Genomic DNA, 19,203 nt, shown 5'->3' on the forward strand with positions numbered 1-19,203 from the left:
TTACCTGAGGTCGGCCTGATGCCGGGAACCGTGCGCGTACCGTGGTGAAAAAAGTGAGGATCCCGCCCGGGTGTCGCCTATATCAAGCCCACGGCCCGGGACGTCGCGGCGCCCGGGCTCACCCCGTCTGCGCAGCCACTTGCCCGAGAACTACCAGGTCGGTCTCCGTGAGGCTTTGCGAGCGGGACCGTTACCCGGAGGCCCCGGGCCGAGGACAACCGGGCATAAGGGTGGCTGAATGGCTGGAGTCGGTCCGGGTGTCGTTTGATATAAACCCACGGCCCGGGACGTGAGGCGCCCGGGCGACATTCCATCTGCGCTGCCCCCAGCCCGGGGAACTACCGGGTCGGTCTCCGAGAGGCCTTGCGAGCGGGACCGTTACCCGGAGGCCCCGGGCCGTAAAAGCACCTTGTGAGCGAGCCCGGTCACCTCACTCCCGGGCCTACTCCTCCCCTACGGAGCGGGCGATGAACTTCTTGATGCTGTCCACCATCTCCCTGAATGCCCGCTCGAGCCCCTCGAAGTCGCCGCCCTCGTGCACCTCGATCTCCACGTCCAGGTTGCCCTCCATTACCTCGCCCGCCGTAATCGCCAGAGCGTCTATGGGCTCGGTTATCTGCCTGCGGATGAGGGACCTCAGCACGAAGAAGGTGATGAGGATGACCAGCAGGACGGAGCCGGCGATGATCAGGCCGATGATCAGCACGGCCCGGTTCTTCTCGCTGGCGTAGAAGTCCTTTATGCTCGCCACGGCTTCACTCATGGGCACGAAGTGCGCGCCCCATTGCCCGGTGAAGAGGGGGTTCAGGTCCGACATATCGTAGAGGGAGAGGAGATACTCCCCCTCCAGGCCGAGCTCCGGCATACCTTCTTCAAGGTAGACATATGTCTTGCCTTCCGCTCTCACCTCCTCGATGGCAGCGAGTACCGCCTCGGGGGGCTTCTGCATTATCAACTCTTCGTTTGTGGAGACCATGACTAGGTCTTCCGAAACGAATGGTGGATTCGCCAAGCTGATATCCATCACCATGGCCAAGCCCAGCACCTTTTCAGCCACCAATTTCTTCATGCGCTCGGCGGCATCCAAAGCGAATTGGCTGGGTTCTCCCGTCTCCTCAGCCGTGTTGCTCATCTCGATCAGTTCTTCCATGGACAATTGCGAGAGGTCGCCTAATATGGACTCCGATTCCTTTTGCGCCACATACCTCAGGCCCGAATCGATGGTAGCCGCCTGTTCCTCGACCACCTTGTCGATGCTCTTGTCTACCAGGCGGTTGAAGGTAGCGTTGACGAAGAGGAAGGTCATCAGTCCCGAGACTATCACCAGGACGACCACCAGGCCGGTGACCTCGTACAGTATCCTGGATCTCTTGCTGTGAAGCTTGCGCGATTCCTTGCTCTCGGCCACGTCACTCACTCCCCTTACCTGTTCTGTCACGAGAAACATAATCCCTAAAACCTTCACTCGCACTAAACATCTCGGAGCGCGCCTGCTGCGGGTTGAGACGAAAGGACGGTATTATGTATGCGTAAGGGTGCGCGTTTCCGTCTCGAAGGATGATCTGGACCCGGTTGACAGCCGGCCCAACCCGGGGATGAGGACCGCATCCAAATGCATAATCCCACGCCCAAGAGCCTGTTGCGCAAACTGTTGCGCAAACCATGTGGCGGGCTGAAAAAGTGGGGTCATGTCTTCAGAATTCAATTTCCCCGCAGGCAAGCGGGAAGACCCGCCGTCTCCTGAAACAGAATTCGTGAAGACATGACCCCCCACGCGCCGTATCCGAGATTGCGCGACAGGCTCCCGGCCATATTTCCATTTATTACTAACATCATCCTTTCCTGCATCCCGGGACTTTAAACCCCCATGATGCATATCATGAGTTCGCGGCGCGCGGCGTGGAGCAGACGGCATCACCAGAAGTGTATGGTAGAATTATCACGGCGTCTCTGCTGGCAATGACGGTTCGATTTATTCGGGGGGTAGTCATGGGCATTACCAGAAAGATCGCGAAGTGCTCTTTCATCTCCGCGGCATCCCTGGGTGCGGCGGCAACGTGGCGCGTTTACCGGGAGCCCTTTCCCGAAGAGGACCCCGCCTGTCTCTCCCATCTCCAGAGCAGGGTGGAGAGCGTCACCACCACGGACGGGGTGACGCTGCGGCTCAAGAGGTACGTGAACGAGGGCGCCCAGCCGGTCCTCTTCGCCCATGGATTCACCGGCAACGGATTGGAGTTCGACCTCCCGCACCACGAGCACAACATCGCCCTCTACCTGGCGGAGCGGGGCTACGACGTGTGGATATCCAGCTTCCAGGGATGCGGGAGGGAGCCCTACATGTGCGGAGTCGGAGACTGGCGCCACTCCGTCGACCACCTCGCTTCCCTGGACGCGCCCGCCCTGGTCAACGGCGTCAGCGAGAAGACGGGGCGCAGGCCTATCTGGATCGGGCACAGCATGGGCGGGATCGTCCTCTACATGTACCTGCAGGGAGTGAAGCCGGTGAGCCTGGACGGCCACTTCCGCGTCGCCACCGACCCGGACCTGGCCAGGGAACGCAACGCGTCCCTCCTGGGGGGGGTAACCATCGGCAGCCCTCCCGGCCTGCACTGCGGCGGAGGGGACTGGATAGCCCGGTTGGAGCGCATACCCAACCTCGACAAGATCGCGGATGCTGCGGCCGGCCTCCTCAAAAAAGCAAGCGACGCTTCTCCCAAGGTCCCCATCAGCAGGCTGGGGGCTTTCGTCGCACGCTTCCCGCGCCTGGGCAGAATACTGGCCATACACGGTCCCGTCGCCATCGCCCTCTATAACGCCAGGAACGTGGACCCGGACGTGGGCTACAGCCTGATCAAGCAGGCCTCCGACAACGTCACCACCCTGATGACCGCCCAGATCGCCGTGCTGGCCAGCGATCCCGACCTCAAGGGCTATAACGGCGAGTGCAACTACACCGCCGGCATGGACCGGATAACCGCGCCCCTCTTTTTCATCACGGGCACCGAGGACTTCGTCGGCCCGGACAACGTGCGGGAATACGGCTACGAGAGGGTCTCCAGCGCGGTGAAGCGCTTCGAGAACTACCGGGGTTACGGCCACACCGACCTGGTCATGGGCAAGCGCGTCTACACCGAGGTCTACCCGGACATCCTGGACTGGATAGAGGGCATTGCTGGAACTTGATACTTCTGCCCGGTAAATTGCATCACGATGGTGACGGCGGCGCCGGGGGGCGACGCGGCGGTGCCTGTCGCCCGTCCATTTCCGGATGGCCGGACCCGGCACGTGCGCGTACGGAAAAGAATCGTCCAGTATTATTGAAGCAGTTACGATCGGTAGTCGTAGGTGCCGCGGAGAAGCCTGCGCAGCGCCACCTCGATGGAGTCCAGGCTGGGGCCGGGGGCCACGCCGCCGCCGCGTTGCCAGGCCAGGACCGCCCTCACGAAACGCAGCTTGGCGGAGAGCGGCAGCTTCATCAGCGCTTCCCGGAGCTCGGGCCGGGCCTGTCCCCTGAGCAGCCCCAGAAGCGACCACTCGCGGGCCGTCCTCTCCCGCTCGCCTTTGATGCTCGCGCGGTAGATCGCTCCAGGAGGGGATCCTCCGCTCGCGGCGGCGGCTTCTCCCGCCAGCCTTCCCGTGGCCAGTGCCGAGGATATCCCCTCCCCCAGGGCGTTCATGAAGCCCGCCGCCTCCCCGGACACGAGGACCCGCGAGGTCCCGAAGCAGAAGCGGTTGATGGCGGCGGTGAAGACCGCGCTGCACCCGAAGGTATATACCTCTTCGTGGGAGCGGAAACCGAAGTCCCTTGCCAGCATGGAGTGGAAGGCACTGCGGGTCGGGCCTATCTTGTTGCCCTTGCGGACGGTCGAGTCCACGACCATGAGGTCGTCCTTGAAATACACCGCCGGATACACGCCGTAGGCCGCGTCCATGAAGACGTGGAAAGCCCCCGGCTCCAGGTCGCAGTCGGCGCGGTGGTATTCGTGCCTGGTGCAGATGAAGGGGGCCCCGCCGATGAAACCGGGGTCGATCCTGCGGGCGACGGCGGAGACTCCGCCGTCCGCGGCGATGAGGCTGCGCGCGCCGATCCTGGTCTCCACCCCGTCGCGCCTGCAGACGACCTCCACCCCGTCCTTCCATTCCGAGAAATCAATGAGTGCGGTATGGTCCCAGAGCTCCGCGCCCGAGCACTCGCAGAGCCAGCGGTCGAACCTGTCGCGCCAGACGCTTAACCCGTCCTCCTCCACCTCTACGCGCAGGTTCCCGGCGTACAGCAGTATCTTGCGCAGATGGTACGGTTCGGCCTTGACCGCGCCTGGTATCTCGGGGTAGTGCAGCTCCAGCGCCTCCCGGGCTTCCTCGAAGATCAGGCCCGCGCACGGCTTGAACCGCGGCATGGTCTTCTTCTCGAGGAGGAGGGTCTTCAGCCCGCCCTCGACCGCCGCCTTCGCCGCGGCCGCTCCGGCTGGCCCTCCCCCCGCCACTACGACATCGTAATCAACGGGTCTCATACTCGTCCCCGCATCCCGGCGTCCTCAGGATCCCGCTTCGCCGATCCAGCCGTTGAGAGCTTCAACTATCTTCCTCGCCTGATCGACACTGGAGATGTTGAACTTCGCCTGCTGCCGGTATTCATCGTTCATCTTGCGATAGCGGCGAATGGTGAAGCGGTCCGGACCGTAGTCCTCCTTCGCCTGCTCCCACTGCCGGTAACGGAAGATGACGGTGGCCCAGGCCCCCTTGGAAAGTATCACCTTGTCCAGTTCCTCGACCACCAGCACGCCGTCCTCCTCATAGTTGATGGTGATCTCGTCGACGTCCGAAAACATCCCTGCCTCCTCCCGGTCAGACCTTCAGCTCGATGCACAGCGGGCAGTGGTCCGAGCCCATCACGTCCTCCAGCATATACGAGGCCTTCACCTCCTCGCGCAGGTCCTCGCTGACGAAAAAATAGTCTATCCTCCAGCCTATGTTCCTCTCGCGCGCCCGGGTCTTCAGATCCCACCAAGTATAATGGCCGGGCTCCTGGTTGAACATCCTGAAGGTGTCAACGTAACCGTGCTCCACGAGTTCGTCCATCCAGGCCCGCTCCTCCGGCAGAAACCCGGATACCTTGCTGTTCTCCCTGGGGCGGGCGAGGTCGATCTCCTTGTGGGCGGTATTGAAATCACCGCAGGCCACCACCCTCTTTCCCTTCGCCCTCAGCGCATCCGCATACCCCAGAAAGGCATTGTAGAAGTCCAGTTTATAGCGGAGGCGCTCCCTCGACTGCTTGCCGTTCGGGAAATAGATGTTGAAGAGTACGAACGCGCCGTAATCGGCCATGAGTGCCCTTCCTTCGCCGTCGAAACGCGGTATGCCGAAGCCGCTCCTTACTTCCAGTGGCGGCGGCTTCGAGTACAGCCCCACACCGCTGTATCCCTTGCGCTCCGCGGCGCTGTAGAAGGCGCTGTAACCCTCCATCTCCCTGAGACCGTCGGGCAGCTGCTCCAGGCTGGCCTTGGTCTCCTGCAGGCACAGGATGTCCGGCTGCATCTCCTGGAACCAGTCGAGGGAACCCCTGCCGTGGGCGGCCCTGATGCCGTTCACGTTCCAGGAACATATGGTCAATTTCTTCATGCGCATGGTCTCTTCATCCGCCCGCGAGCCGCTATTTCCCTCGTTAATCATACCAGAGCATGGGCACCTCTTCGTCTTCCGCGACCGCCGGCTGGGGCATCTCCCGGCGGCGGAGAGGACTTGAGCATCCCCGCTTCACGCTGCTCTTACCTCGCGCTCATCCCCGTCAACAGTTGTCCGGACCATATACGGCGCAGGGAATCGCTTCGGTGAGAAACCGACATTCGTGCCCCCTATTATCTGACATATATTTCATGCCGCGGGGTAGAATAAGGTTGACGGAGCGCTTTTTCTGATGGTCGCAGTCCACTCCGGCGCATATATCGTTTACGGTTATCCAACGGTATGGCGTACCGCTGTACTATTCTTCTCGAGGCGTCGTGGCCTCGGAAAAGTCGGAGGACGGAACGTGCGCGGCAGGCAAAGCAGGGAGACAGACCGGCTCCGCCGGGAGCTGGAGGAGCTGCGCCAGCGTAAGGCGGACCTGGAATCGTCCGCGGGCCTCTACCGCAGGCTGGCGGAGGAACTGCGCCACGGGGAAGACCTCTTCCGCTCCCTGGCGGACAGCGCCAACGACGCCATCCTGGTCCTGGACGAACGAGGCGTGGTCATCTATATAAACGGGGCGGGGGAAGCCCTGTTCGGACAGGCCGAGGAGGAAGTGGTCGGCAAGCGCATGCACGAGACGCTCATCCCCGAGAGGTTTCGCGACCGCTCCATACAGTCCTTCGCCGCCCACGGCGCCGGGGGCATGCCGGACATGATGGGCGCGGCCAGGGAGTTCCAGGCCCTGAGAAAGGACGGGACCGAATTCCCGGTGGAGGTATCCATATCCAGCGTGCGCTCGGGAGAGCGCACCTATTTCGTGGCCTTTTGCCGCGACATCACCGCACGCAAGCGTGCGGAGGAGGAACTCGCATCCCACCGCAGCCACCTGGAGGAGCTGGTGCAGGAGCGGACGCGGGACTGGCAGACCGCCACTGAAAAGCTGCAACGCAGCGAGAGCTACTACCGCTCCATCATCAGGAGCGCGGTGGACATGATCATCATCCTCAACCGGGACCTGACCCTGCGCTGGGGGAGCCCGTCGGCGAAGGCCATCACCGGATACTCTCCCGATGAGACATACGGGAAGAGCATCCTGGACTTCATCCACCCCGATGACCTGCGCGAGGGCAGGGAGGCCCTGGAGCATGTACTGGCCGATCCCTCGCGGCAGATTAAGATCATGGTGCGTTTCAGGCACAAGGATGGGTCCTGGCACTATCATGAAGCGGTGGAGAGCAACCTCCTGGACAACCCCGCGGTGGAAGGCATCGTCCTGAACAGCCGCGATGTCACCGACCGCGTAGCCCTTGACGAAGAGCTGCGCCGCAGCGAGCGATATTTCCGTGCTCTCATCGAGAACGCTTACGATATCATCGCCGTGCTCAACGCGGACGGGACCATGGGATATATCAGTCCCTCGCTGGAGAAAGTATCGGGGTTTTCCCTGGAAGAGCGGCTTGGAGAGGACGCCTTCAAGTTCTTCCACCCCGAAGACATCCCCAGGGTCGCGGAAGCTTTCGCAAGGGGAGTGCAGCAGCCGGGCCACTCGGACAGAGTGGAATACCGCTGGCAGCACAAGGACGGGTCCTGGCACTGGCAGGAGGCGGTGGCCACCAACCTCCTCGACGACCCGGCCGTGCGTGGGATCGTCGTCAATGCCAGGGACATAACCGACCGCAAGTCCGCGGAGCAGGCGCTGAGGGAGAGCGAGGAGCGTTATCGGTCCCTGGTGGATACGTCCCCCGACTCCATCATCCTCTCCACCCTGGACGGCAGGATACTCATGGCCAACCGCTCGAGCCTGGAACTCATAGGCCTCGGCGACCCGGACGAGCTGCTGGGGACAAATGTCATCGAGCTCATCGCCCCGGAGGAGAGGCAGAAGGCGCTGGAATCGATGCGTTCGAGGGTTCTGGCCGGCAAGGTCGTGACCGGCGAATATACTATATTGCGCCGGAGTGGAGGGAGTTTCCCCGGCGAGATAACCGCCACCCTCATCAGGGACGCCGAGGGAAATCCAGCGGGCTTCATCGCTATCACTAGGGACATCACCGACCGCAGGAGGGCGGAGTTGGCGCTGCGGGAGAGCGAGGAGCGCTACCGTTCCGTGGTCGAGACCTCACCGGACGGGATCATCCTGGTCGACCTGGAGGGGAGGATCACCATGGTCAACCGCTCCGCCCTCAACCTCTTCAGGTGCAAGGAAGAGAGCGAGATGGTGGGCAAGAGCGTGATAGAGTTCATGGTCCCGGATGAATGGCCGAAGGCGGAGGAACCTATGCGCCAGCGAGTCGACGTCCTGGGGGAGCCGATCCTCTTCACCTCGGTAAGGGCGGACGGGTCCCGCTTCCTGAGCGAGAGCAACTCCAGGATTATCAGGGACGCAGGGGGAACACCAGTCGGTTTCCTCAGCATAACCAGGGACGTCACCGAGCGCAAGCGCGCCGAGGAGAGGCTGCAGAAGCTGAACGAGTGCTTCCTCGGGATGGGGCCCGACCCCCTCGAGAACATACGCCTGCTGGCGCTGACCGGCAGGGACATACTCGCGGCGGACATGGTGAGATACGGCAGGATCGAAAAAGGCGATTTCTATGTCTTCTCCTCCCTGGAGGACGGGGAGGGGTTTATGCCCATAGGGGAAGTGGATGATTATCTCTGCTACAAGCTCCTCCTCCATGGAGCCAAGGGGCCCGTCACCACCGGGGACGTCGAGGAGGGCATCTTCGCGAATGACCCCGATGTGCGGCTGCACGGTTTCGCCTCCTTCCTCTTCCATCCTATCATCGTGCGGGAGGAGAGCACGGGATGTTTCAACATGCTATACAAGGACGCGAGGGAGTTCTCCAGGATAGAGATGGACACCATGGCCATGCTGGCACGGGCTATAAGCATCGAGGAGGAGCGTTACGCCTTCAATGAGAGCCTGCGGGATTTCGTGGACATCGCCTCCCACGAGCTGCGCCATCCCGTGGCGCTCCTGAGCGGCTTCACCGAGACCCTGGAGGCACACGGCAGCGAGATGGACGATCCGACCAGGGAAGAGGTCGTCGGAGCAATACGCCAGGCTACGGAGAGGATCGGCCGCATGGTCATGGGACTGATGAACGTCTCCCTGGTTGAGCGGGAACGTTTCCACATCTCGAAACGCCGGACCGATCTCATCGCGCTCGCGGACCGCGTATTGCGCGAGATGAGGTCCAAGGCCCCGGAGTGGGAGTTCGAGCTGAAGCCCGCGGACAGAACCCTGGAGTGCGAAGTAGACCCCGAGAGGTTCCACGACCTCCTGGTCATCCTCCTGGACAACGCGGTGAAGTACTCCGACCAGGGCACCGTGGTGGAGGTGGTGATCGAACGGTACGGCGAGGAGGTTGCCGTCTCGGTGCTTGACCGGGGGGTCGGAGTCCCGCCCCAGCACCGCGATAAGGTCTTCAACCGCTTCTACCAGGTGGAGGAGGCCCAGTACCACTCGACCCCAGGCCTGGGGCTCGGCCTCTTCCTGGCCAGGCAGATCGTCGAGGTCCACGGTGGCAGGATCTCATGCGAGCCGCGTGAGGGCGGCGGCTCCATCTTCAGCTTCACCCTGCCCTTGACTTGACCATCCGCATCTGCGTTGATGTAGCCAGCGATACTTCGCATACGGCCCGCCGCGGAGTGCAGGTGCCCGGGGAGGCGGCTGGAAGGAGTGAGCGGCATGAGGAAAGCCGAAGTTTTCCTGGGGCCCGTGGCCTGCTTGTGCTCGGGCGTTTTCGACCTGCGGGACCAGGAGAAGCATTCCCTGGCCGAGATGCTCATCGCCGCCTTGAGGGAGCGCGCGGACCAGGTGGAGCTGCGCGTGTTCAACCCCTCCGAGGACAGCGCCTACGCCGAGTATGTCAGAAAGCTCCGTGGTTACCTGCGCCAGGCCGGCGAGGACGATCTGGCCGACCGCATCGCCTTCTCCCTCGAGCAGATAACCCCGGCCATCGCCGTGGACGGCAGGCTGGACTGCTTCGGGACCGTTCCCCCCGTAGATGAGTTCCTCGAGAGGGTAACCGAACAGGCGAACCTGTCCGGATAGGGGGTGAGGCATTGAGAAGACTGGAAGAGGTGCCGCGGGAGGAACTAAAGGACCTCCTGGGCAAGGGATGGCTGACCCATGACGGCACGTGGTTTTACCATACCTGTCTTGACTCCGGCATGGAGCAGGCCAACCGGGTCAACCGCCAGGCGATAAGGTCCCTCGCCGCCATCGAGATGGCCCGAGCGAGGAAGGCGCTGTGGGTGGAAGATGAGGACCTGCGTGGTTTCGAGGGGCTGCGGCTCTTCGTGTATGAAGCCCTGCGCATGACCCTGCCGGAATCGGTCTTCTCCCGGGCGAGCTTAACCTTCGTCCCGCCCAACGTCATCCACTGGGAGTGGATGGACGGCGAGTGCTTCGCCTACAAAGCCATGCGGCAGATGGGGGTCATCGACGAATACGAATGCGGAGTCATGTACCGTATCGAATGCTGGCTGGAGAGTTTGGGCATCCCCTACACGGTGGAGCCTAAAATAGAGAGATGCATCATGCACCAGACCGGACACTGCCGGGGAGACTTCACCATCGATATCGCAGGGGGTGAATGATGGATACCACGCCGCTTTACGAAGAGCGCAGGGAGCGCGTGCTCAAGACCATCGCGCTGGAGAGGACCGACCGCACTCCAGTGGTCCTCGAATATTCCGGCTTCGGGGCCGGCGCCATCGGAGCGCGCCTGGGCGATTACGTAAAAGATATGCCGACAGCCACGCGGATGATGATCCAGGCCTGGGACGCCGTGGGGGGCGCCGACGCCATGGAGTATGCCACCTACACCCCGGACATGCTCAGCCTGGCGTGGCTCTCCCGCATACACGTGCCCGGACGGGAGCTGCCTTACGATGAGGCCTGGCAGGTGCAGGAGAAGGAACTCATGACCTCGGGGGACTACGACCGCATCGCCGAGGTGGGCTGGAACGCCTTCATGGTCCCCTTTCTCGAGGAGAGGGTAGGCCTGGATTTCGGGCAGGCCCTGGGCGGCTTTATCCAGTACGCGCCCCAGGCCATCGAGGAGTGGGCGGCGCACGACGCCCCGGTCCTGGTCATGGGAATCATCACCACCCCCTACGAGATGTTCTGCGGCGGGCGCACCCTGGCCCAGTTCGTCCTCGACCTCTACCGCATGCCGGACAAGGTGCAGGCGGCCATGGACGCCGCCCTCCCCGAGATAGCGCCCATGGTGGTCAATGCCAACAAGCAGTTCGGGTTCCCGGCCATGTGGATAGGCGGCTGGCGCTCCGCCTCGGAGATGCTCTCCCGCCCCCTGTGGGAGCGCTTCGTCTGGCCATACCTGGAGAAACTGGCTTACGAGGTGCTCGACTCCGATATCATCGTCATCTTCCACCTGGACTCCGACTGGACCCGCGACCTGGACATGTTCAAGTCTCTCCCGGCGGGAAAGTGCGTGCTCTCCCTGGACGGCTCCACGGACATCTTCAAGGCCAAGGAGGTCCTCGGGGACACCATATGCATCATGGGCGACGTCTCCCCCGTCCTGCTCTCCCACGGGACACCCGACGAGGTCTACGAGTACAGCCGCAGGCTCGTGGAGGGGCTTGGCCCCACGGGCTTCATCCTCCACTCCGGCTGCGACATCCCCATCGACGCCAGGGTGGAGAACGTGCAGGCGATGATCGCCGCCGCCACCGGGAAATAGAGACCGCATGGACCTTGGCCCGTACCGCGAGGCGACCTTCCTGCGGCGCCCCAACCGCTTCCTGGCCGTGGTGGAGATAGACGGTGTGCGCCAAGAAGCCCACGTGCCCGACCCGGGACGCCTCACGGAACTGCTCTTGCCCGGTGCCCGGGTGCGGGTGAGGCCCGCGGCGGCCCCGGGCAGGCGCACCTCCTGGGACATGATCGGGGTGAAGTGCCCGCGGGGCTGGGTGAACATCGACTCCCGCCTCCCCAACCTGCTTTTCGCGGAGGCGCTGCGGGCGGGCGGCCTGGCCGAGTTCGACCCGGATTGTTCCATCAGACCTGAACCCATCTACGGCACGAGCAGGCTGGACTTCCTGCTGGAGAGCGACGGGTCTCCCTGCCTGGTTGAGGTCAAGGGATGCACCCTGGTCCGCGGCGGGGTAGCCCTCTTCCCCGATGCGCCTACCCTCAGGGGCACCCGCCACCTGGAGGAACTCATCTCGGCCGCCGGAGGAGGATACCGTACGTGCATGGTCATGGTGGTCAAACACCCCGGGGGCGAGGTCTTCTCCCCGCACGGGGACACCGACCCGCTCTTCTCCGCCACCCTGCGCCGCGCCGCTTCCTCCGGCGTGGAGGTCCTCGCCTACCTGTCCCCCTGGAGGGGCAGGAGGATGCTGCTGGAGAGGCGCCTGCCGGTACGTCTGGATTGACCGCCTCCGCACCGAACGGCTCAAGTAAGGGGTCAGGTCTTGTTTTCTGGATACCCCGGCACCCTGGTTGAAGTACCGCTTTTCACAGGGCCCTCTTGCTGCATAGATATATGTTTCCCATATTATGGTATGCAAGAAACAAGACCTGACCCCATTTTCACATTATAATCGAGTTGGTCGAGTCGGCACGGATCAGGCTGGGAGGTCGAAAGGGATGGAACTGCGATGGGACCCCTTCCTGAGGACCTGGGTGATGGTGGCGCCGCGCCGCCAGGAACGGCCGCTGCTCGAGGATGAAAGGTGCCCCTTCTGTCCGGGCTCGGGCAAGGTCCCCGACGATTACGATATCCTCGCCTACGATAACGATTTCCCTTCCCTGGTCCTGGATCCCCCCCCGCCGGATATCGACGGAGACGACCTGTTGCCGGTGAGGCCCAGTCTCGGTAAATGCGAGGTCACCTTGTACTCGCCCGACCACGACATCACCCTGCCCGAGCTGCCGCTGGACCATATCGCCAGGCTGGTCGGGCACTGGGAGGAGCGCTACCGCGAGCTGGGGAGCATGCCCGGCATCGATTACGTCTTCATCTTCGAGAACCGCGGCGAGGCGGTGGGGGTGACCATCCACCACCCCCACGGCCAGATCTATGCCTATCCCTTCATCCCGCTGCGGGTCAGGACCGAGCTGGAGTCAACACGCGCCTACTTCGAGGCTCACCACCGCTGCCTCCTGTGCGACCTGCTCGAACACGAGCGTAAGGCGGACGCGCGGGTGGTATGGAGAGGTGAGGGCTTCACCGCATTCGTGCCCTCCTTCGCCCAGTACGGCTACGACGTCATCGTCATGCCCGACCGCCACCTTGGGTCCCTGGCGGAGCTGGGCGCGGCCGAGAAAGGTGGCCTCGCCCGCGTGCTGAAGTGCGTGACCGGCGCCTACGACAGCCTCTTCGGCATCCCATTCCCGTACATGATGTGCATGCACCAGAACCCCACGGACGGGAAGGACTACCCCCATTACCACTTCCATATCGAGTTCTATCCGCCCATGCGCGACCGCGACAAGCTGAAGTTCAGCGCGTCCTCCGAGACCGGCGCCTGGGCCCACATCAACACCACCGTCCCCGAGGAAAAAGCGGCGGAACTGCGGGCGGCCGCGAAAAGGTTCGCGGACCGGCAGGGCATGGATGCCTGACGGGGGTGAGGGCTTGCTGGAGGCGGCGGAGATAGAGGAAAGGCGGGCCGAGTTCGAGTCCCGCTTCGGGGAGGGCACCGCTGCCGACCTCTACTTCGCGCCGGGGCGCGTCAACCTCATGGGGGACCACACAGATTACAACGGCGGCCTGGTACTCCCCCTTGCCATAGCGGAGGGCACCTATGTGCTGATACGGCCCAGGGATGTGCCCCCCTCGCGGCTCTACAGCGCCACCACCGGTGAGGCAGCGGAATTCGACCCGATGGGGATAGACAGGCGTGGGGACTGGGCCGACTACGTTCGTGGCGTGTTCTTTATCCTCTCGCTTACGCGGGGGGAGCCCCCTCCTTGCGACGCCATGTTCTTCAGCAACCTCCCCCTGGGAGCCGGCCTCTCCTCCTCCGCCTCCCTGGAGATCGCCGCCGCCCTGGCCGCATCGAGCCTGGGCCTGCAGCTCCCGCCGGAGGAGGCGGCGCAGGCCGCATGGCGCGCCGAGAACGAGTTCGTCGGCATGAACTGCGGGGTGATGGACCAGTACGCCGTCGCGCTCTCCCGTGAGGGCCACCTCATCCTCCTCGACTGCCGCACCCTCGCCTATGACTTCGTGCCCTTCGACCTGCCGGGTACGTCGCTGCTCATCGGGCACACCGGCACCGGACGCTCGCTGGTGGACTCTCAATATAACCAGCGGCGCCGGGAGTGCGAAGAAGCCCTCGGGCTCATGGCTGCGAGGTTAGGGCCGAGGGATGACCTGAGCGCCTTCACCATGGAGGAGTTCCAGGTGGTGAGGGATACGCTGCCCGAGGTCTCGCGCATGCGCGCCGAGCACGTCCTGCGCGAGAACGCACGCGTCAGGGAAGCGGCGGCCTCGCTGCAGGCGGGCGACCCCGAAAGACTGGGCCGGCTCATGAACGAGTCCCATGCCTCCCTGCGCGACCTCTACGGGGTGTCGTCTCCCGAGCTCGACTCCCTGCAGGAAATATCCCTGGCCCAGCCGGGGGTGTGGGGTTGCCGCATGACCGGAGCGGGCTTCGGGGGCTGCGTCATCGCTCTCGCCCGCGACGAGTCCCTGCCCGCATATCTTGCCGGGGTGCCTGGCCTCTACCGCGAGGCCAGCGGGCGCGAACCGTTTTTCATCTCCGCGCGGCCGTGCGCGGGCGCCCGCAGACTGGCCTGAAGCCCGGCACTTTTCGGGAGCGTGGGGAGCTTTTCGGGGAAGTTATATCTACAAGAGAATGCTTACCCTCTTATCGCCGTCGTTTGTTTGGGTGTCCATATACCAGATTCACTGGCGTGGATGCTCCTAAAGAGGCATGAGATCGAAATTCGAACACTTAGGATGACGACGGAACCGGCTCAACCGAGGCCTAACTTCTTCAGTTTCACGGCCTTGTCCTCCAGACCGCGGTAGAAATTCTCGGAACTGGCGGAACTGCTACGGATGGCCGACCTGGGACACTTGTTCAGGCAAGCCCAGCACCCGATGCATGAGTTTGAGAAAACGGGTAAGGGATCTGGCGGCCTCCACATATCCCTCCAGGCCCTCGGGCTTTATGCACCGTTGCTAAATGGACACGATTTGGACACCGCGCCCTTCGAGCTGGATGAGCTTACATTATTTACCATACTATATTTCTTACAGCTCCGTAAGGATTAAGGCGGGGTGATAAACCTCGACTCACAATACTGACTAAAGATATGGCTTGTTCAGGAGCAACATGCATATCTGAATACGCATTTTCACACCGAGAGTTTCAATTGCAGGGATTTCCGGGGAAGCTTAACCGCTCGTGGTCCTGCCCTTCATTAAGCGAGTATTTCCCATATGCGGCTCCCGATGTTATTTTTCTACACTCCTTGAATACAGATCAGCATATCGGAACCCTCTCCCCTCCCCCACCGCTCCTCCAGATATAGTAAAAGTGGATTGCTAAAATTCTAGCATCAACCTCACTTGCCCGGGAGACCCGTATAGCTCCTCGAAGCTCTTATGGGTTTTCTCCTTGTCTACCTTGAATCCCACTTTTTCGTACGCTTTCTTCGATGCCAGGTTCCCTATCCAGGTTGTGACCTGCATCCGGGGATAACCCTCGCTCTTGGCCTTCTCGATCGCGTCCTCGAGTAGAACCGTGATGACCCCTTCCGACATCATGGTTCTACCCAGAATCAGGCAAGTCAAAACGTCAGAGTGCCGGTATTCTGCCTTCCCCATGATGCTCTTCCCCTTTTTCGCACGGAGAGTTTCAACGAGAAGCTGTACGGCTCTCCCGGGATGATAAGGTTAGTGCTTGAGCTCTAGACAGACGTGGGCTTCTGTTGAATATATGCATCAGCCGGATGGAAGCAGGTGGAACTCGACGGAGGCGGGCTCTTTAACCCTGCGTGAGGCATCGAGGACCTCGATACCCACCATGTTTCCCTCCTCGTCGAAGTCGATGATGACTCCGGGTTTCTCCTCATCGCTCTCGACTATAGGATTTTCGTTGAACCTTATGGTAAGGGTATCGGTCTCCTTGTCATAAGTTACCTTCATGCCTCGTTCCTCCAGTACTTGTCGACCTTGCTCGTCCGATAGACGGTAACCACCTCGATTAGCCGCCTATCCACATCTACGAAAACCCGATACAGATAAATGCGAGGTGGGTCACCATCCAATCTCCGGGCTTGATACACCTTCCGGCCTTTGCGAACCTCATATTCCTGCTCATGCATTTCAATAATCTCATATACCGTCTCTTCTGGTATACCCCTCCTCGACATCTCTCTCAGCGCATGATCCGTAAACCGGAAATACATGTCGGTATTCTTCCTATCCTTCTATGCCCTATATCTATCTGAAAACAGCGTAACATGCAGCAATGACCTGTCCGGTTGCAGATTGAAGGCTGGGTTCAGGTCATCTTAACGTTCGGAAATGGGCACGATTTGGATACAACAGAGAACTCGTCCTTTTGCGACTCCTTCATGTATAGCAACCTTTATCCGTAAAAGCGCAGCTTAAGGCAGTGATTAGAGAAGAGCTAGGATCTTGGTTCTGCCGGGTTTCTTTCAGAGCAAAACGCCTTTCGAGCCATGTGATCCTTACATATATTACCATCTATCTATAAATGTAATATGGGCAACAGATTACGGTCATTCCCCATATTTAACATGCCATTGGCTGCTATGATAATAAGAGCAGCAGAAGGTATATGTTGACGGAGCAGGCATGAAGCGAATCCGAAAGGCTGGGAATGGTTGATCGAGGCTAAGAGGCCTCGATCGATATCCGGAGGCTTTCATCGTCGCCTTTCGTGTAGCTGGCCTTCGCTGCACGGCCGGCGCGTATTTCGAACATGCCGTGTAGAAGGCCGGCCACCAGAAGATATGGATATGCGTTCTCCACTACTGCCTCCAGATGGTCATCATCGAGACGGCAGTCGGTGAGTTCGCCCAGGCCCCTTATGGCCAGGAAGCTCCTTATATCGGTTTCTGACTCTATCTCCTCGCTCCGCAGGGCGCTCTTCGTGTAATCCTTCTGGGCTTCCAGGATGACTGGTATGATGTCCTCTCCCAACTCGACCTCCAATTCCTTGAAGATCGCCTCGAGGTTGCTCGTGCTGAGAAAGGTCATGCGCCTTCCGGTCTTCCTGTCCGTTATGATCCCCTCCTCATGGTCATAGATGACCTCTTTCAGATAGAGAGGGGTGTCGCACTTCGAACACCTGTCAAAGCGGACCGATCCGGGCTTGGGGGCGATGTATTCCGGTTGAAGCCGGGAGCTTATCGTTTCGTCTTCCGCTCCCCGGCTTATCGTGCAGAGAAGACCGTTTGCGGTCTCCTCGAAATCAACGGCGGCCGGTAGTCTTTCGAGCGCGTTGAAAGCAGCCGCAAGATCCCCGGCCAGCAGGGGTTCGCTATAAACATTCCTGCAGTAGATGGTGACGTGGTCTCCCGCCCTGATGTCCCGGACCTCGAAATGACCGAGCCCGAATGTGGCTCCCATGGTCGCTACGCTGTTGTAGACGATCCGCCTTCCTATCGAGCGAGCCATGACGCCCCTTATTCCAGACAGATACTCTTCGAGAAGGCCGAGGATGTCTTTGCGCCTTGCTTCGATGACGATCCGAAAGATAGACTTGCCGATCATCGCCTCGATATTCTGGAACAATCCGTTCAGGCCGTCTACCTCATAAAATGCACTGCGTTCCCGGGCGGTATCCTTATCTTTGTCGAAGGTCAGGATAGCCCCGTTGTTCTGCCAGCGGTTCTCCCGGGATATACTCTTCGGCACTCCGCATTCCGGACATACCCTTACTCTTTTCACGACGCCTCTCCTATAAGTTCCGTATGATAAGCCCGAATACGGTCTCAGGCCTGGCTCTCGCTCTTTGCTTTCACCGCGCGCGGCAGGAAGAACCACTTTCTGCCGTTCCCCGCCCCCGCGTGGTCGCCCACCTCGTGGGAGCGGCCGCTCGAGAGGGAGTGGCGGTAGAGCAGGTTGAAGGCGAACCAGTAGCTCCAGTGGCGGTGGTAGTACATGCGCCTGGCGATGGAGCGGTAGGAGTAGAAGTCCCTCTGCACCTTGTGGGTGCGTTCGGTGAGCCAGGCGGCGCTGAAGTTCTTCGGCGTATAGACCACCCTGGAATCCCAGGAGGGCTCGAACCAGAACTCCGGCTCAACCCTGCCCTGCTCCATGAGTTCGCGGTATAGGCGCGTCCCCGGATAGGGCACGAGGTGGGCGAACTGGGCCACCTGGATCTGGTTGCGCATGGCGAAATCCAGCGTGTCGGTGAAGGCGGACTCGTCGTCTGAGTCGAACCCGAAGACGAAGGCCCCCATTACGTGGATGTCGTATTTCCGCAGCAGTTGCAGCGCTTCGCCGTACTCCTCGATCTTGTTCTGGGACTTGCCCATCTCCGACAGGGCTTTCTTGGACATCGTTTCCAGCCCGATGAAGAGGAAGTGGCAACCGCTCTCCGCCGCCAGGGCCACCAGCTCCTCGTCGCGGGCGAAGGTGATGGAGGCCTGCGACCCCCACCTCAATCTCATGGGGATGAGTTCCTTGAACAGTTCCTTGGCGCGCCGGGGGTTGGCCGCGATGTTGTCGTCCACGAAGGGCACCACCTTGTGGCGGATACGGTTGTGGCGGGGCAGGGACTCCACCTCTTCCAGGATATTGTCCACCTCGCGCATGCGCACGCGCCGGCCGTTGAACGCGGTGACAGAGCAGAAATTGCAGGCGTGGGGGCAACCGCGTGAAGTCTGCACCCCATTGGCGCTCCAGTATCTCCCGGGATCGATGATGTCCCGGCGGGGCGGCACCGGCCGCGAGAAATCGATGAACTCCTCCTGGTGGTAGAGTGGCTGGAGGTCATCCGCCTGGAAGTCCTCCAGGACCCGCGGCCATATGCTCTCGCCTTCCCCCACCACCACCGCGTCGGCGTGGCGCAAGGCCTCCTCCGGCATCATCGACGCGTGGATGCCCCCCAGCACCACCTTTGCCCCCCGGGCGCGGTAGCGCCTGGCGATCTCGTATGCACGGGGGGCGGTGGCGGTCATGGTAGTGATCCCCACCAGGTCGGGGACCTGGGAAAAGTCGATACGCTCCACGTTCTCGTCGATGAGGCGCACATCGACCTCGGGCGGGGTATGGGCCGCCAGGTACATGAGGCCGAGGGGTGCGAGCAGTCCTTTATTGAAGAGATATGTCTCGCCCTGCTTCGTGGGGGCGATGAGATTTAATTTCAAACGTTCTTTCTACTTTCTCGTCCCACCTTGATATACAATGGCTGATTATACGCTTCAGCATCGCTAATAACAATCGACCATATCAGTATCGGCCGCCCCGCGCCCCATCTTGAAAGCACGGCATGATCGCGGTCAACCAGTTAGCTGGTGACAGTCTCCTCACGTGCCGGGAGACGCCGGGCCCAGCCTGCGAGGGTGGCCGG

Annotated in this window: 17 protein-coding genes; 8 read left to right on the forward strand and 9 right to left on the reverse strand. The window is 61.5% G+C overall.

Going from position 1 to position 19,203, the window contains the following annotated elements:
- Positions 1 to 442 precede the first annotated feature (442 nt).
- Positions 443 to 1,447 (reverse strand): HAMP domain-containing protein, encoded by a 1,005-nt coding sequence (locus tag AB1384_06580; protein MEW6553934.1) that lies wholly within the window; start codon positions 1,445 to 1,447, stop codon positions 443 to 445.
- Between the two features lie 542 nt (positions 1,448 to 1,989).
- On the opposite strand from AB1384_06580, the gene AB1384_06585 reads away from it, so the two are divergent.
- Positions 1,990 to 3,183, forward strand: a complete 1,194-nt coding sequence (locus AB1384_06585; protein ID MEW6553935.1) for an alpha/beta fold hydrolase — start codon at positions 1,990 to 1,992, stop codon at positions 3,181 to 3,183.
- A gap of 143 nt (positions 3,184 to 3,326) precedes the next feature.
- Here AB1384_06585 and AB1384_06590 read toward each other — a convergent pair whose 3' ends face one another.
- From AB1384_06590 to AB1384_06600, 3 genes are read right to left on the reverse strand one after another with little or no spacing between them, the layout of a single operon-like run.
- On the reverse strand, positions 3,327 to 4,511 hold the full coding sequence (locus AB1384_06590; protein ID MEW6553936.1) for an FAD-dependent monooxygenase: 1,185 nt from the start codon (positions 4,509 to 4,511) through the stop codon (positions 3,327 to 3,329).
- A 24-nt stretch (positions 4,512 to 4,535) separates the two neighbouring features.
- Positions 4,536 to 4,829, reverse strand: coding sequence for a hypothetical protein (locus tag AB1384_06595; GenBank protein ID MEW6553937.1), 294 nt, complete (start codon positions 4,827 to 4,829; stop codon positions 4,536 to 4,538).
- 16 nt (positions 4,830 to 4,845) lie between these two features.
- The gene (locus AB1384_06600) at positions 4,846 to 5,619 is read right to left on the reverse strand and encodes an exodeoxyribonuclease III (protein MEW6553938.1); all 774 of its coding nucleotides are present in this window, start codon (positions 5,617 to 5,619) and stop codon (positions 4,846 to 4,848) included.
- Positions 5,620 to 6,028: 409 nt separating this feature from the next.
- Between AB1384_06600 and AB1384_06605 the strand changes: the two genes are divergently transcribed.
- From AB1384_06605 to galK, 7 genes are all read left to right on the forward strand, one after another.
- Positions 6,029 to 9,262 carry a PAS domain S-box protein gene (locus tag AB1384_06605; protein MEW6553939.1) on the forward strand — a complete coding sequence of 1,078 codons (3,234 nt, stop codon included), beginning with the start codon at positions 6,029 to 6,031 and terminating at the stop codon, positions 9,260 to 9,262.
- Positions 9,263 to 9,358: 96 nt separating this feature from the next.
- Positions 9,359 to 9,724 (forward strand): hypothetical protein, encoded by a 366-nt coding sequence (locus AB1384_06610; GenBank protein ID MEW6553940.1) that lies wholly within the window; start codon positions 9,359 to 9,361, stop codon positions 9,722 to 9,724.
- Between the two features lie 11 nt (positions 9,725 to 9,735).
- A complete protein-coding gene (locus AB1384_06615) occupies positions 9,736 to 10,272 on the forward strand; it encodes a DUF6125 family protein (GenBank protein MEW6553941.1) in 537 nt (178 codons plus the stop codon).
- Positions 10,272 to 11,381, forward strand: coding sequence for a uroporphyrinogen decarboxylase family protein (locus AB1384_06620; protein ID MEW6553942.1), 1,110 nt, complete (start codon positions 10,272 to 10,274; stop codon positions 11,379 to 11,381). The genes AB1384_06615 and AB1384_06620 overlap by 1 nt, the downstream gene beginning before the upstream one ends.
- Before the next feature lie 7 nt (positions 11,382 to 11,388).
- Entirely contained in the window at positions 11,389 to 12,078 is a 690-nt protein-coding gene (gene sfsA / locus AB1384_06625; GenBank protein MEW6553943.1) for a DNA/RNA nuclease SfsA, read from the forward strand.
- A 214-nt stretch (positions 12,079 to 12,292) separates the two neighbouring features.
- Positions 12,293 to 13,270 carry a galactose-1-phosphate uridylyltransferase gene (gene galT / locus AB1384_06630; protein ID MEW6553944.1) on the forward strand — a complete coding sequence of 326 codons (978 nt, stop codon included), beginning with the start codon at positions 12,293 to 12,295 and terminating at the stop codon, positions 13,268 to 13,270.
- Positions 13,263 to 14,447: a galactokinase gene (galK, locus tag AB1384_06635; protein MEW6553945.1), complete on the forward strand. Its 1,185-nt coding sequence runs from the start codon at positions 13,263 to 13,265 to the stop codon at positions 14,445 to 14,447. Before galT ends, galK begins: the two co-directional genes overlap by 8 nt.
- Positions 14,448 to 14,626: 179 nt before the next feature.
- Here galK and AB1384_06640 read toward each other — a convergent pair whose 3' ends face one another.
- The 5 genes from AB1384_06640 to AB1384_06660 all read right to left on the reverse strand — a co-directional run bounded on the left by AB1384_06640 (position 14,627) and on the right by AB1384_06660 (position 19,000).
- Complete coding sequence (locus AB1384_06640; protein MEW6553946.1) at positions 14,627 to 14,800, reverse strand: 4Fe-4S binding protein; 174 nt, start codon at positions 14,798 to 14,800, stop codon at positions 14,627 to 14,629.
- 400 nt (positions 14,801 to 15,200) lie between these two features.
- Positions 15,201 to 15,485 carry a GNAT family N-acetyltransferase gene (locus AB1384_06645; protein MEW6553947.1) on the reverse strand — a complete coding sequence of 95 codons (285 nt, stop codon included), beginning with the start codon at positions 15,483 to 15,485 and terminating at the stop codon, positions 15,201 to 15,203.
- Between the two features lie 114 nt (positions 15,486 to 15,599).
- Entirely contained in the window at positions 15,600 to 15,803 is a 204-nt protein-coding gene (locus AB1384_06650; protein ID MEW6553948.1) for a DUF2283 domain-containing protein, read from the reverse strand.
- Positions 15,804 to 16,517: 714 nt separating this feature from the next.
- A complete protein-coding gene (locus tag AB1384_06655) occupies positions 16,518 to 17,576 on the reverse strand; it encodes a hypothetical protein (GenBank protein MEW6553949.1) in 1,059 nt (352 codons plus the stop codon).
- Between the two features lie 44 nt (positions 17,577 to 17,620).
- Entirely contained in the window at positions 17,621 to 19,000 is a 1,380-nt protein-coding gene (locus AB1384_06660) for a radical SAM protein (protein ID MEW6553950.1), read from the reverse strand.
- Positions 19,001 to 19,203 lie beyond the last annotated feature (203 nt).

This window comes from Actinomycetota bacterium, assembly GCA_040757835.1.
Lineage (GTDB): Bacteria > Actinomycetota > Geothermincolia > Geothermincolales > RBG-13-55-18 > SURF-21.